Below are 13,701 nucleotides of genomic sequence, written 5' to 3'. Positions count from 1 at the left end.
CCCGTCAGTTGCCTCCAGCTTCCATTTCCGGCGGCGCTTCCGAAGCGTCCTGCCGATCATCATTGTTGTCAATGCTGGCCGGCTTCGCCTCCTGGTCGTCAACCGGCCCGGTTTCGGCTTCCGGCGCGCGCTCCGTCGGCCCGCTCTTCGCGTCGCCCACGGCTGCGTTGTCATTGTCCGCCGAAGGCTGAAGGTCCGATGGCAGGGGCTGACCGCCATCATCGCCGTTCAGAGCGCCATCGCCGGCCGGGCCTGCCGACGTTTGTTCAAATGCAGGCCCGACGATGAGAACGGATGGTTCCGCCGAAAGAAGCCGCTTCGCCTCTTCATTGACCTCATCCAGTGTGACGGCATCAATCGTCGCCTCACGGGTCTCGATATAATCACGCGGAAGACCAGCCAGTTGCAGCCCGAGAACGGTGCTGGCGATCGCCGACGATGAATCGAAATTGGCGATCGCATAGGCGCCGGTCACATAGTTTTTCGCCGCTTCCAGTTCGTCTTCACTCACACCGCCCTCGACGATCTTGCTGACTTCATCGCGGATGAGGTCGAGCGTTTCGGCAGCCCGGTCCGACCGGGTGGCGGTGCCGATACCCCAGTTGCTGGCGTGATCGTAATTGGAGAGATTGGACCCGACGCCATAAGCTAGGCCGCGTTTTTCGCGCACTTCCTCGTAAAGACGCGAAGAGAACGTGCCGCCACCAAGAATGTGGTTGGCGAGATAGGCGGCGAAGAAGCGGGGATCCTCGCGCTCGATACCGGGGTAAAGAAGCGATAGGCTCGTCTGCGGGAGCGGATATTCGTAGTGAACACGCTCGCCGAGTTTGGCCTGCACTTCGAGAACCTCGCGCAGCTTCGCTTTTTCCGGCAGATCGCCGAAAATGGTGTCCAGACGCTTGCCAAGATCCTCGGCTGAAATCGCTCCCACCACGGCAACAAACAGATTATCCTGCGCAAACTGGCTGTCGTGGAAGCTACGGAGATCCTCCGCCGTCAAGCCACCCATCGTTTCCTTCGTGCCATCGCTGTCGCGCGCATAGGGATGGTCGCCATAGATGGCCTTGCGCCATTTCCGGCCAGCCAGCGTGTTGGGATCGCGCTCGTCGGCGATCAGGCTGGTCAGAAACTGGCTCTTCATGCGCTGTACCGGTTCGGCGTCGAAACGGGGATCGTTGACGGCGAGCGTCAGCAGATGCACCGCCTCGTCCTCGCGCTCCGCGAGCCACGTCATCGATCCGGTGATCTCGTCGATCCCGGCAGAAAAGCCCATCTCCGCACCCGAGACATCGAGCGCGTCCTGAAATGCAGCCCTGTCCAGATCACCGGCTCCCTCATCGAAAAGACCGGTCATCAGCTTTGCCAGACCGCTCTTGCCTTCCGGATCCTGTGAGGACCCGCCCTTGAACGCGAACTTCATGGAGACAAGAGGCACCGTATAGTCCTCGACCAGCCAGGCCTTCACGCCACCCGGCGAAACGACCTCCTGTATCTCGACCGCCGCCTCGGCCTTGCCGGCCACGGCCAGAGAGGCGACAGCGAAGAAAGCGAGGGCTGATTTGCGGATATGTATTCCGAACGTCCCGATCATGCTCATTCACCCTGCTCCCCGGCCGTCGTGCCGTCTGTTTCCTCAACTGCCGGCTCGATATTGTCGTTGACCGCGCTCTGGTCTCCTGGAGACGCTCCCTCGTCTGCTCCGCCACCCATATCCTCCGGCGGCAACAGGAACGCGGTAGTGGCCGTTTCCGCTCCGAGATAGGTGGATGCCGCAGAGCGGATCTGATCGCTCGTCACCGCGCGAATGTGTCCTGCCCATTCGTTGACGTCCTCCACTTCGCCGCCTGTGGCGAGAAGAGAACCGTAAATCCGGGCCATGGTCGACTGCTCGTCACGGGCGAAGATAAGCGACTTGACCGAACGGTTTTTCGCTTTCTCCAACTCATCGTCCGGTACGCCCTCTTCGGCGATGCGGGTGATCTCCTCGCGGATCGCGGCGCGCATTGTCTCGATGTCGCCTTCACCTCGCGGCGAGCCCCATATGGTAAAGGTCCCGTCGTCCCAGGCGGTCGCATCATAGGAAGCACCGACGCTCTGCGCTGTTCCGTCTTTCACGACGAGCCGCTCATAGAGGCGGGAGCGCACGCCGCCGCCCAACACTTCGGCCAGCATCTCCAGCGCTGCCGTTTCCTTGTCGTCCTCTGCGGTGTGATAGCTCGGCGTGATCCACTCGGAGTAGAAGGACGGCACGCTGACGCGCTCGTCGCGCAAGGTTACACTCCGGGCCGTATTCTGCTCCGGCTCTCTCGGCCGGACACGCGGCGGCAATTCGGGGCCGTGAGGCACCTTGCCGTATGTCTCTTCGGCATATTGGCGCACCTCCTCAGCGGTGACATCACCGGCAACGACCAGAATCGCATTATTGGGCGCGTAAAAGCGCGTGTAGAAATCGATCGCATCCTCGCGATTGAGCTGCTCCATCTCGTGTTTCCAGCCGATGACGGGTATTCCGTAAGGGCTGTTCTGCCAGAGCGTCGCAGAGTGCTCTTCACGAAGGAGAGCGCCCGGATTGTTCTCCACGCGGCTGTTGCGTTCTTCCAAAATGACATCGCGTTCCGGGCCGATCACATCGTCGGTCAGAACCAGATTGACCATGCGGTCGGCCTCGAATGCCATCATTTCCTTGAGCGCAGAAGGCGGAACCTTCTGATAGTAGGCGGTGTAATCGTAAGAGGTGAAAGCGTTTTCCTCACCACCGATTTCCGAAACTGCTTTCGAAAATTCGCCAGCCGGATGGTTCGTCGTCCCCTTGAACATCAGGTGTTCGAAGAAATGAGCGATGCCGCTCTTGCCAAGTTCCTCATCGGCACTGCCGACCTTGTACCACACCATATGGGTCACGACCGGGGCCCGATGGTCGGGAATGACGACGACCTCCATTCCGTTATCGAGCACGAAGTGACTGACATTGGGGACTTCGTCAGAAGCCGATCGTTTCTCGGACGATTGGGCCGGCACCGTGGTCTCCTGCGCCATAAGCGCGGCAGGCGGCATCGTGGAAAGACAGAGTGCAAAGATGCGAAGTGCCAGACGCTGGGTCATACAGTCTCCCGTCATTCTCTTGCTGTGGTGCCAGATAGGACGAGAGATTGAGGCGGAAACGCGCCGGGACGATGAAAAGATCGTAAGGCTGACTATTCACCTGCGCGCAGAAAACGCAAGAGGCTCTCACCGATACGGCGTTCATCCAGCACGGAAAAGCCATCAGGCAGGGAAAACGTTGCGTCCGCGGCCTCTTCCAGAATACAAAAAGCGCCATCTGCCAGCCAGCCGCCTTCCTTCGCGGCCGCCAGAGCCTTTTCGCCCAAACCCATCCGGTAAGGCGGGTCGGCAAGAACGAGATCGAATGGCTTCATCGTGCCGACCTCGCCAATACGGGTCGCGTCACGCCGGAAAATCCGGGTTCGGCCACCGAGTCCGAGCGTTTCCAGGTTCGTTCGGATGACGGCCCGCGCCGCGCCGGCATCCTCGACGAAAAGGGCATAGGCGGCGCCCCGCGACAAAGCCTCGATACCCAACGCACCCGTTCCCGCAAATAGATCGAGAACGCGCGCTCCCGGAAGGTCGATATCGTCCCGATGAGCGAGAATATTGTACAGGGATTCGCGCATACGGTCCGTGGTCGGACGCGTCGCGTCAGAGCCCGGCGCCTTCAGGTTCCGGCCCCGGAATTCGCCGCCGACGATCCGCATCAGCCTTTACGACCGCCACCGCCACGTGGCTTGCCCCCACCGGGCCGCCCGCCTTTCGAGCCGCCTCCGGGTCTTGCACGCCCGCCATCACGCGGCTTGGCGCTGCGGGGGCCGTCGCGGTTCGGACGTCCCGTCGGCCCGCGTCCCTCACCGCGCTTGGCAGCGTCTTTCGGGCCAGTTCGATCCGTGGAGCGTCCGCCGCCGCGCTTGTCCGCACGCTCGCCGCCGCGTGAACGGTCGCCGGTGGGTCGTGCCTCGCGATCTTGCCGTCCCTTGGCAGAAGACGGTCCTCTCTTGTCGCCGGTCGCGTTTTTCCGGCCTCGATCATCCGCGCCCTGTGTTTTAGGACGAGCCGGCCCGGAACGTCGGCTCTCGCCGCTTTCCTCACGCTCCTTCTGCACATCACGCGCGAAAACGGCGGCCTTGTTGGCCTCGCGCCGCTTGGCGGCTTCCTTTTCCTTCTTGCTCAGCGGACGAGCGCCCTCGCCGAGCCAGACATGGGTGTTGCGCTGGCGCGACCGCAACGGACCAAAGTCGCGCGCGGGGGCTGACTTGCTATCATCCCTGGTATCGCGGCGATCGCGGCCGGAACTGCGAACCCAACCCTCGTCGCGGCTTGTCGAAAGCCGGTCGAGAGCATCCGAGCGCCGTTCGTCACGATCCCGGCTGCGGCCGGACTTTGCGCTGGAAGCGTCCTCCGGCTTACGCTCGGCGCGGACCGGCTTGTTACTGAAGGCGGTGAGGATCGGCGCGTCGAAATCGGCGCCCGATTCGTCGATCAGGCGGACGCCAAGCTGGTCGCGCAATGTGCGGCCCTTCAACTCGCGCACTGCGCGCTCCGGCAAATCTGCCAATTGGAACGGCCCGTATGAGATGCGGATCAGTCTCGTCACTTCGAGGCCGAGCGCACCCATGATGTTTTTGACTTCGCGATTCTTGCCTTCCCGTAGGCCGACCTCGATCCAGGCATTGCTGCCCTGCGTCCGCTCCAGAGCGGCTTCCACACCGCCATAGAAGACACCGTCGACCGCAATACCGTCTTTCAGATCGGCAAGCCGCTTCTCATCCACCTGTCCATGCACGCGAACACGGTAGCGCCGCAGCCAGCCGGTCGACGGCAACTCCAGAACCCGGGCAAGACCCCCATCATTCGTCAAGAGCAAAAGCCCTTCCGTATTGATGTCCAGTCGGCCGACGGAGATCACACGCGGCATGTCTTTCGGCATGGCATCGAAGACCGTAGGCCGGCCTTCCGGGTCGCTATTGGTCGTCACAAGGCCGGCGGGCTTGTTGAAAAGCCAGAGCCGGGTGCGCTCCTTCTTGGCGATCAGTTCGCCGTCGAGCGTTATGCGGTCATCCGCCATCACGTTGAAGGCCGGGCTCGTCAGCACCTTGCCATTAACCGCTACCCGTCCGTCTTCGATCAGTGCCTCCGCCTCACGGCGCGAAGCTATGCCGACACGCGCCAGATGCTTTGCGATCCGTTCGCCCTGTTCGATCCGTTCCGATGTCGGGCGGCCAGCCTCCGGCCCCTCGGATTTCCCTCGTCCGGGGGGAGGTCCCTTTCGGTCGCCGCTTCTATCGGCGCTGCGGTGCCGGGGCGCATCGCCATCCGGGCGGAGAGACCCTTTTTCCGGCCGGCCGCCTTTGCCGCCGGATCCCCGCTTGTCGTTCCTGTCATTCATCCGCGCGCGGACCTTTCCTGTGTGCGGCGCTTCCCCTAACAGGAAGCCAAGCCATGCGATAGAGGCGAGATATGGACTATAACGCCGACAGACAGAGCCCGATGCAAATTGCGTTCGAGGAAGCGCGAAAGGCCGATGCGCGTGGCGAAGTGCCGATCGGCGCGTGCCTGATCCTGAATGGGACCGTTATCGCCGCCGCCGGCAACGAAACACGTCAGACCAACGACCCGACCGCTCATGCCGAAATGCTCGTCATTCGAAGGGCCTGCGTGATACTGAACCAGGAGCGGCTGGTCGGGGCCGATCTCTATGTGACGCTGGAGCCCTGCCCGATGTGCGCGGCAGCGATCTCTTTCGCCCGGATCGGACGACTTTATTACGGCGCGCAGGACGCCAAGGGCGGAGCCGTGGAAAGCGGTCCGAACTACTTTCGGTCCGCCATCTGCCATCACGCGCCGGAGGTGTATTCCGGGCTTTCGGAAAGCGAAAGCGCCGACATGCTTCGACGATTCTTCAGCGAAAAACGCTGAGAGCCCGTCTCCCGTCAGAAAAAGATGAAACGCTTCTTCTTTTCCTTGCCGGCTTCTCGGGCCAGCCGTTCGGCCTTGGCCTTCTCGTCCTCGCCAATTTCACCGACGGGCGCCGTGGAAGCCGGTACACGATATTCTGTCGGCGGTTCGGAAAGATACCGGCGCTGGTCCGCATCGCCAACGGTCGCGATGCGCTTGCGACGCTGATACTCTTCGCGCTGCTGCTTCATCCGGTCCAGCCGCATGGCGCTCGTCGTATTCCTGTCGTCCCTGCCCGACGCGTAGTCTTCCGGCCGGCTCACGGCAGGGCGGAAAGTCGGGTCGTCACGATTGGCGGTTGCGTAATCCCGATAGCGCTGACGGCGTTCCTCGGGCGATTCCAGCCACTGGTCGGACTCTGTCGCATTCTGCTGCGGTGCCGGTAGCGCGCCATTGGAGGCAAGCGCCGGTGGCTGAACGAGTTCCGGCCGCGGCTGGTAAGCGATCGCCTCGCCCTTGTCGGGCGTCAAATCGATAATCGACGTGACGTCCTCGACAAGCTGGACGTTCGCGGGTTTGCCGGTGCCATAGGTCGGCCCCTGCAGACCGCATCCGGCGAGAGCGGCAAGCGCCGCCAGGGCGCCAAACGCCCGCAAGGAAGTGAAACGGTTCATCAATTGTCCCTCAGTTCCCCATGCGCCCGCCGCAAAGGACGCCATTCATCCCACATTCCCCTGACGGAACAATCCGGCAAGATCATGTCGAAGGCAGGTCCGGCCCGGCTAGGGGCTGCCGACCCCGCCATCGACAGTTGCAGCGATGCCACGGCAATCCTCATGCCGTCAATCGGCCCGCCGCCTTCAATTCGCGCAAGGCATCGGCATCGCGAGGCGTGACGTCCGGAAACTCCGGATCACTGCCAACGTCCGGTGTCACCTTCCAGGAGCGGGCACATTTGCGGCCTTCGGCGAGGGTGGGCAGGACACCGACACCCGGCGCATCCGCCATGCGGTATGCCCCTTCCGGCGCGTCCTCCGTCCTGATCGTGATATCGCTGGTAATGCAGATTTCGGCCATGTCGAGACCGGCGATTGCGTCAGCCAGCGAAGGCTCGGTGATGTAGACGGTCGGCGCGGCCTCCAAAGACGAGCCGATGCGCTTGTCCTTGCGCTCGATTTCCAGCGCGCCGGTCACGGCGCGGCGTACCTGCCGAACCTTCTTCCACTTTGCCGCCAGCTCATCGTCGCGCCATTCCGCCGGGATGGTGGGGAACTGTTCCAGATGGACCGACACCGCATCCGGGTGACGCTCCAGCCAGGCTTCCTCACAGGTGAAGCAGAGCATGGGAGCCAGCCATTTGACACAGGCATCGAACAGCGTGCGCACCACCTGAAGCGCGGCCAGGCGACGCTTGGAGCTCGGTGCATCGCAATAGAGCGCATCCTTGCGGATATCGAAGTAGAAGGCGGAAAGGTCCAGCACCATAAAATCGGTCAGGGCACGGCTGATCCGCTTGAAGTCGAAATTGTCGTAACCGGTTCGCACCAGCTGGTCGAGTTCGGCCAGGCGATGCAGCATCAGCCGTTCCAGCTCCGGCATGTCCGTCAGCGGCACCTGCTGGCCTTCATCATGGGCGAGCGTGCCGAGCATCCAACGGGTCGTGTTGCGGATCTTGCGATAGCTATCGATGTTGGTCTGAATGACCGATTTTCCGAGACGCTGATCTTCCCAGTAATCGGTCGTCATGACCCAGAGACGCAGAATATCGGCGCCGGACTGCGCCATCACATCCTGCGGAAAGACCTGATTGTTCAGACTTTTGGACATTTTCCGCCCGTCTTCCGCCATGGTGAACCCATGGGTGATGACGGCGTCGTATGGCGCGCGGCCACGCGTTCCGCAGCTTTCCAGCAGGGACGAATGGAACCAGCCGCGATGCTGGTCGGACCCTTCGAGATAGATATCCGCCGGCCATTTCATGTCGTCGCGGTCTTCCAGCGTGAAGGTGTGCGTCGAACCGGAGTCGAACCAGACATCCAGAATGTCGCGCACCATCTGCCAGTCTTCGCCGGCGCGATCACCGAGGAAACGCTCGCGCGCACCTTCGGCAAACCAGGCATCGGCGCCCTCTGCCTCGAACGCTTCGAGAATGCGGCGGTTGACCTCTTCATCCTTCAGGACTTCGCCATCTTCGCTCGCGAACACGCAGATCGGCACGCCCCAGGCACGCTGGCGCGACAGCACCCAGTCCGGTCGGTCCTCGATCATCGCGCGCAGCCGGTTCTGGCCGGCCGCGGGCACGAAGCGGGTGGCATCGATGGCGGCCAGGGCACGGCTGCGAAGCGTATCGGTCTGCGCCGGCTCGCGGCCCGAAAGACCGTAGCCTTCCAGATCCTTGTCCATCGACACGAACCATTGCGGCGTGTTGCGGAAGATCACCGGCTTCTTGGAGCGCCAGCTATGCGGATAGGTATGCTTCAGGCGACCACGCGCGAAGAGCGCGTTTGCTTCGATCAGCGCCGCGATCACGGATTTGTTGGCGTCGCCCTTCTTACCCTTGTCGTCGATGACGCGGGCCGGGCCACCTTCGCGATCCGGGCCGAAGCCCGGCGCATCCTTGGTGTAATAGCCGGCATCATCGACCGGGAACGGAATGTCGGTCGGAACACCGCGCTTCTCAAGTTCGACAACGCTGCCAACCCAAGCGTCGAAATCTTCCCGACCATGGGATGGCGCGGTGTGGACGAAGCCTGTGCCGGCATCGTCGGTCACGTGATCGCCAGCAAGAAGCGGGACCGGGAAATCATAGCCGAGATCCGCAAGAGGATGCGCGCAGGTCATGGCTGACAACATCTCGGCTGTCACGTCCATCTTACGCTCAAAGCCAAGCTTGGCCTTTTCGAAACTCTCTTCAGCCAGCGCATCGGCAAAGATCAGTTTCTCTCCGGGCTGTGGGCCGAAATCGTTTTCCGCGCTTGTGACCTCATAAAGACCGTAGGAAATGCGCGGCGAAAACGCGATGGCGCGGTTACCTGGGATCGTCCAAGGCGTGGTTGTCCAGATGACGATCGAGGCATCAGCGATCTTGGCCGCGAGAGGCTTCAAAACTTCGAATTTATCTCGCGAGGAAGTTGCCCCGTCTCCTTCTAGGAAAACTCGGGTGTTTGTACCTATAGGAAACTTCACCCAGATCGTATCGGATTCGTAGTCCTGATACTCCACCTCGGCCTCGGCCAATGCGGTGCGTTCGACCACCGACCACATGATCGGCTTCGATCCGCGATAGAGCTGGCCGCTCATCGCGAATTTCAGCAGTTCGCCGGCGATGCGCGCCTCGGCGTGATAGTTCATCGTCGTGTAGGGCTTGTCGAAATCACCGATCACACCGAGCCGCTTGAACTCTTCGGACTGCACCTCGATCCAGTGCGCGGCGAAATCGCGGCATTCCTTGCGGAATTCGTTGATCGGCACTTCGTCCTTGTTCTTGCCCTTGGCGCGGTACTGTTCCTCGATCTTCCATTCGATCGGCAGGCCGTGGCAGTCCCATCCCGGCACGTAGTTCGAGTTGAAGCCGCGCATCTGGAAGGAGCGCGTGATGACATCCTTCAGGATCTTGTTGAGCGCGTGACCGATATGGATGTTGCCATTGGCATAGGGAGGGCCGTCATGCAGCACATGCAGCGGTCGGTCCTTGGCGTCTTCACGCAGCTTTTTGTAGAGGTCGAGCTCGTTCCAGCGGGCGACGATTTCCGGCTCCTTCTTGGGGAGGCCGCCCCGCATGGGAAAATCGGTCTGCGGCAGAAAAAGCGTTTTGGAATAGTCGATGCCGGTGTCGGTCTTGGTATCGTCGGTCATAGGGTCGGATCAGCCTGGGCGCGGCGAAAAACAAAAGTGTGGGCGCGCCATTGGTAGGAAAACTTCCGCGACCGGCAGAAATGCGGGCCGCAAGCGAAACATCCCGGACCTTCGTGCGCGCCAGTCACGCGCAGGCGAAGGCCGGGCGGCTAATTCGTATGCCGGCGAGAGCCGGAGGGATGCGCCATTCCGTCATGGCCGCGCTTCTAGCGGAAGGCGCGCGAGGTGGGAAGGGGCATTAGCCCGCAACATCACCGACCAGCCCGTCGAAACTGACAGGCAGATCGAGCGGGCCGAGTGGCTGGACGCCAGCAAGAACCGCCCGTGCCTCCTCCTCATCGCGCTTCATCTGCGCGATCAGCGGATCGAGCCCATCGAATTTCTCTTCACCGCGCAGCCAGGAAAACAGGCTGACGGAGCATGTCTCGCCGTAGAGATCGCCGGAAAATCCGAACAGGAAGGTCTCAAGCAGAGGAGCGCCCTTCTCGGTCACCGTCGGCCGACGCCCGAAGCTGGCGACACCATTGTGGAGCGTGCCGTCGGCGCGCCTGAACCGGACGGCGTAAATCCCGAGTGCGAGCTCGGTCTCCTCCGGCAGCGACATGTTGGCCGTCGGATAGCCGAGCGTCCGGCCCAGTTGCTGGCCCTTCTCCACCTGAGCAACCACAGTATGGCGATAGCCGAGCAGCCCATTGGCGTGCGCCAGATCGTGATCGGCCAGCGCCTGCCGGATCGTTGTCGAGGAAATCAGCAATCCGTCTTCTGCCGTTTCCGGTTCGACGATCTCCACATCGAAGCCGCGCCGTTTTCCCTCGTCAGCGAGCATATCGGGCGTGCCGGCGCGCTTGTGACCGAAATGGAAATCATGGCCGACGATAACCGCGCGCGCACCGAGTCCCTCGCAGAGCATCTTCTCGATAAAGGCCTCCGGCGAAAGGGCCGCGAATTCGTCATCAAACTCTTGCTCGACGACGGCCGTGACGCCGAGCGCTTCCAGAAGACGAGCCCTTAGCGAGGGCGGTGTCAGCCGGTAAACCGTCTCCTTCGAAAAGAAGGCGCGTGGGTGAGGCTCGAAGGTCAGCACGATCAACGGCGCGCCGATCTTGTCGGCTTCAGCCCGCGCCATTGTCAGCACGGCCTGATGGCCGCGATGCACGCCGTCAAAATTGCCAATGGCGATGATGCCGCCGCGAAGTTCGGCGGGCAGGTCCCGGCAGTGATCGATGCGAGATATTGCCATCGGATCAGACGAGTTGCGTCATAGCGGCGACCGGGCGCATCCCTTCCGCCTTCAGAAGTTCGAACGTATCGATATCGCCCTCGATGCTCGCCTCGCCGCCCGTGACGAAAAGGCAGTCAATGTTCTGCGCGATCGCGCCGCGAACGTCGGTCGGGACACCGTCACCGATGGCAAGCGCATCCGATTTCGCAAAGGAGCGACCCGCGCTATTCGCTGCCAGATCGAGCGCGGCGTCATAGATCGGGCCATGCGGCTTGCCGGCCACCCGAACCAGGCCGCCGCGCTCTTCATAGGCTTGCGCAAGAGCACCGGCGCAAGGCACCACGATATCACCGCGACGCACCTTGAGGTCCGGATTGGCGCAGATCATCGGCAGTTCGCGCGCTGCAAATTCGTTCAGCATGGCATCGTAATCGTCGAGCGTCTCTTCCTCATCATTGATGAGGCCGGTGGAGACGATGACGTCAGCCTCTTCTTTCGAGACGAGTTCAACATCGAGACCGTCATAGATATGGAGTTCGGCTTCCGTGCCGATATGAAAGATGCGCTTCGCCCCTTCGGCGATCAGCCTGCGCGTGACGTCGCCCGAGGTGACGATGGCGTCCCAGGCGTCGTCCGGCACCCCGATCTGCACCATCTGTTCGCTTACGGCATCGGCGCGGCGCGGCGAATTGGTAATCAGCACGACGGTCTTTCCCTGGCTCCGGGCGCGTGTCAGCGCCGCACAGCCCCGGTCATAGGGCCGGACGCCATTGTGAACGACGCCCCAGACATCGCACAGGAGAAGAGAGTACGCACCGGATACGTCTTCGAGCGCGTCGATCATGAGCGGGGGCTGCCAGGCCATGGGATCCCTTTGGATTGATTGTTTCGCGCTGCATCTAGACCATGGCTAAAGACAAGTCACCATGGCTGGCGATGTTTGGCATCTCATCATAAAAAGGAGGCGACCAGCCATGCGGGGTAGCGCAATGCGGAAAGTCCTTTTCGCTCTTTTCGTCGTCATCCTTTTCTTCACCATCTATCAGGTGCTGACGCCTATCCTCTCGGCCAATCCTGATTTCTCCAGCCTTGTCGTCCGCGACGTTCTCGTGGTGAGCCTGCTGATCGCGGCTCTTTCGCTCGTCATTTCCCTCGTCGCCCTGCTCCGCGCCAGTCGCGTGGAAAAGCAGATCGAGGATCGACTGGTGGCGATCGACCGCGCCCTTTCCGATTTCGCCAATCGGGCGGATGTAGCGGCGCTTTCCATGGCCGACCTCGCTCGAGCCACGCATCGCGACATCATGACCATGCAGAAACAGTTGGCGACGGACGAAGACGCAGGATTGCCGCCTTCGCCACCGGAGGCCGGCGGAACGAAGACGCAGCCGGGCAAGATCGTTCCCATCAAGATCGAGCAATCAGCCACGCCTTCCCGCCCTGATACCGACGCCGGCACGCTACGTGAGATGATCGAGACCGGCCAAGGACGCCTCAGTCTTTTGCCAATCGTTGATGTGATCGAGATGACACCGATGGCCTTCGAGGCTTATGCCTCACTCAGAGCAGGTGACCAGACGATCGATATTCAGCGGGCGGACCACTTGCCGGACAGTGTCCAGTCGCGTTTGAGCCAGCTTCTCCTCGCAAGGTCCATTGAGGCGGCCCGACAGTTCGACAGGAAAGAGGGCGAACAGCATGGTCACCCCATCCATGTGGCGGTAAGCGGGTCCTTTTTGCGGGCTGCGAAAGAGCGATCCGTTGAGGATCTGGTTGGCACAGGAGATAGGGCCCTGCCGGATGGACTGATCCTTTCCGTATCGCTCGACGATATTCTGGAACAGGCGCCGCCCTATTTCGCCGATGACTGGCGGCCATTGCTGGCCTGCGAGGCGGACAGCTTTCCCGAAAGCGATATAAGAGCTCTGGCGGAAGCCGATATACGCTGGCTCAAACTCTCCGCGAAGGCGATCCTCAGCGAGCCAGACAGCGAGCGATATGGCTTTATATGCGGACCGCTCGGCATGGACATCATCGTGACGCATGTCCATGGGGAAGAAGATGCCGTCGCCCTTCTGGACCGGGGCTTTCGCTACATGAGCGGCCATCATTTCGGCATCCCTCGCCCACTCCGACGCCAGGTACCCCCTGGCGAAGCCGGTTCTTCATAACCATATCGCGGATCAGCATCCCCGACCGCAAAAATTTGCGGACGAAATTCTTGACAGCGGATGGCTTCACCCTTACCTCGACGGCCGTTAGCACTCGCCTAAAGGGAGTGCCAAAGCGACCTCGGCCGACGCCGAGGTTTCATCGTTTCGCAGAAACGTAACAGCCAAGGGTTTGAATAACATGGCCGATACAAATTTCCGTCCGCTTCATGATCGCGTCGTGGTCAAGCGCGTCGAATCCGAGGAAAAGACCGCCGGCGGCATCATCATTCCGGACACTGCCAAGGAAAAGCCGCAGGAAGGCGAAGTCGTGGCCGTTGGGCCCGGCGCTCGTGATGACAGCGGCAAGGTCAATGCTCTCGACGTCAAAGTCGGTGATCGCGTCCTCTTCGGCAAGTGGAGTGGCACCGAAGTCAAGCTGAACGGTCAGGACCTCCTCATCATGAAGGAGAGCGACATTATGGGCGTGGTCTCCTGATCCCCCATCCTGACGAACCGTTCCGTACATCC

At 61.6% G+C, this 13,701-nt stretch carries 11 protein-coding genes; 3 read left to right on the top strand and 8 right to left on the bottom strand.

Features of this window, described 5'->3' with window-relative positions; genetic code table 11:
- Positions 1–4 precede the first annotated feature (4 nt).
- The 4 genes from D8780_RS02660 to D8780_RS02645 all read right to left on the bottom strand — a co-directional run bounded on the left by D8780_RS02660 (position 5) and on the right by D8780_RS02645 (position 5,437).
- Positions 5–1,597 carry a M16 family metallopeptidase gene (locus tag D8780_RS02660; RefSeq protein ID WP_245412231.1) on the bottom strand — a complete coding sequence of 531 codons (1,593 nt, stop codon included), beginning with the start codon at positions 1,595–1,597 and terminating at the stop codon, positions 5–7.
- Positions 1,594–3,102, bottom strand: coding sequence for a M16 family metallopeptidase (locus D8780_RS02655; protein ID WP_121644242.1), 1,509 nt, complete (start codon positions 3,100–3,102; stop codon positions 1,594–1,596). The genes D8780_RS02660 and D8780_RS02655 overlap by 4 nt, the downstream gene beginning before the upstream one ends.
- Positions 3,103–3,194: 92 nt before the next feature.
- Positions 3,195–3,752, bottom strand: coding sequence for a 16S rRNA (guanine(966)-N(2))-methyltransferase RsmD (gene rsmD / locus D8780_RS02650; protein ID WP_121644241.1), 558 nt, complete (start codon positions 3,750–3,752; stop codon positions 3,195–3,197).
- On the bottom strand, positions 3,752–5,437 hold the full coding sequence (locus D8780_RS02645) for a pseudouridine synthase (protein WP_121644240.1): 1,686 nt from the start codon (positions 5,435–5,437) through the stop codon (positions 3,752–3,754). Before D8780_RS02645 ends, rsmD begins: the two co-directional genes overlap by 1 nt.
- Positions 5,438–5,508: 71 nt before the next feature.
- Here D8780_RS02645 and D8780_RS02640 point away from each other — a divergent pair, with 71 nt between their 5' ends.
- Positions 5,509–5,967: a nucleoside deaminase gene (locus D8780_RS02640; RefSeq protein ID WP_245412230.1), complete on the top strand. Its 459-nt coding sequence runs from the start codon at positions 5,509–5,511 to the stop codon at positions 5,965–5,967.
- 14 nt (positions 5,968–5,981) lie between these two features.
- Here the strand turns inward: D8780_RS02640 and D8780_RS02635 are convergent, their stop codons facing one another.
- From D8780_RS02635 to D8780_RS02620, 4 genes are all read right to left on the bottom strand, one after another.
- Positions 5,982–6,620, bottom strand: a complete 639-nt coding sequence (locus D8780_RS02635) for a hypothetical protein (protein ID WP_121644239.1) — start codon at positions 6,618–6,620, stop codon at positions 5,982–5,984.
- Positions 6,621–6,780: 160 nt separating this feature from the next.
- Positions 6,781–9,801 (bottom strand): isoleucine--tRNA ligase, encoded by a 3,021-nt coding sequence (gene ileS / locus D8780_RS02630; RefSeq protein WP_121644238.1) that lies wholly within the window; start codon positions 9,799–9,801, stop codon positions 6,781–6,783.
- Between the two features lie 238 nt (positions 9,802–10,039).
- A complete protein-coding gene (locus D8780_RS02625) occupies positions 10,040–11,041 on the bottom strand; it encodes a bifunctional riboflavin kinase/FAD synthetase (RefSeq protein WP_121644237.1) in 1,002 nt (333 codons plus the stop codon).
- 4 nt (positions 11,042–11,045) lie between these two features.
- Positions 11,046–11,888 (bottom strand): TIGR01459 family HAD-type hydrolase, encoded by an 843-nt coding sequence (locus D8780_RS02620; RefSeq protein ID WP_121644236.1) that lies wholly within the window; start codon positions 11,886–11,888, stop codon positions 11,046–11,048.
- Positions 11,889–12,012: 124 nt separating this feature from the next.
- Between D8780_RS02620 and D8780_RS02615 the strand changes: the two genes are divergently transcribed.
- Complete coding sequence (locus D8780_RS02615) at positions 12,013–13,191, top strand: EAL domain-containing protein (protein WP_121644235.1); 1,179 nt, start codon at positions 12,013–12,015, stop codon at positions 13,189–13,191.
- Between the two features lie 181 nt (positions 13,192–13,372).
- Positions 13,373–13,669, top strand: a complete 297-nt coding sequence (gene groES, locus D8780_RS02610; RefSeq protein WP_121644234.1) for a co-chaperone GroES — start codon at positions 13,373–13,375, stop codon at positions 13,667–13,669.
- Positions 13,670–13,701 lie beyond the last annotated feature (32 nt).

It is taken from the genome of Notoacmeibacter ruber, assembly GCF_003668555.1.
GTDB classification, from domain to species: Bacteria; Pseudomonadota; Alphaproteobacteria; order Rhizobiales; family Rhizobiaceae; genus Notoacmeibacter; species Notoacmeibacter ruber.
The sequence above is the reverse complement of the archived record's forward strand: the minus strand, read 5'-3'. Positions and strand labels throughout refer to the sequence as shown.

Coding starts and splice junctions, on each gene's coding strand:
- D8780_RS02660 (WP_245412231.1), bottom strand. CDS start 1,597: ATGAGCATGATCGGGACGTTCGGAATACATATCCGCAAATCAGCCCTC.
- D8780_RS02655 (WP_121644242.1), bottom strand. CDS start 3,102: ATGACCCAGCGTCTGGCACTTCGCATCTTTGCACTCTGTCTTTCCACG.
- rsmD (WP_121644241.1), bottom strand. CDS start 3,752: ATGCGGATCGTCGGCGGCGAATTCCGGGGCCGGAACCTGAAGGCGCCG.
- D8780_RS02645 (WP_121644240.1), bottom strand. CDS start 5,437: ATGAATGACAGGAACGACAAGCGGGGATCCGGCGGCAAAGGCGGCCGG.
- D8780_RS02640 (WP_245412230.1), top strand. CDS start 5,509: ATGGACTATAACGCCGACAGACAGAGCCCGATGCAAATTGCGTTCGAG.
- D8780_RS02635 (WP_121644239.1), bottom strand. CDS start 6,620: ATGAACCGTTTCACTTCCTTGCGGGCGTTTGGCGCCCTGGCGGCGCTT.
- ileS (WP_121644238.1), bottom strand. CDS start 9,801: ATGACCGACGATACCAAGACCGACACCGGCATCGACTATTCCAAAACG.
- D8780_RS02625 (WP_121644237.1), bottom strand. CDS start 11,041: ATGGCAATATCTCGCATCGATCACTGCCGGGACCTGCCCGCCGAACTT.
- D8780_RS02620 (WP_121644236.1), bottom strand. CDS start 11,888: ATGGCCTGGCAGCCCCCGCTCATGATCGACGCGCTCGAAGACGTATCC.
- D8780_RS02615 (WP_121644235.1), top strand. CDS start 12,013: ATGCGGAAAGTCCTTTTCGCTCTTTTCGTCGTCATCCTTTTCTTCACC.
- groES (WP_121644234.1), top strand. CDS start 13,373: ATGGCCGATACAAATTTCCGTCCGCTTCATGATCGCGTCGTGGTCAAG.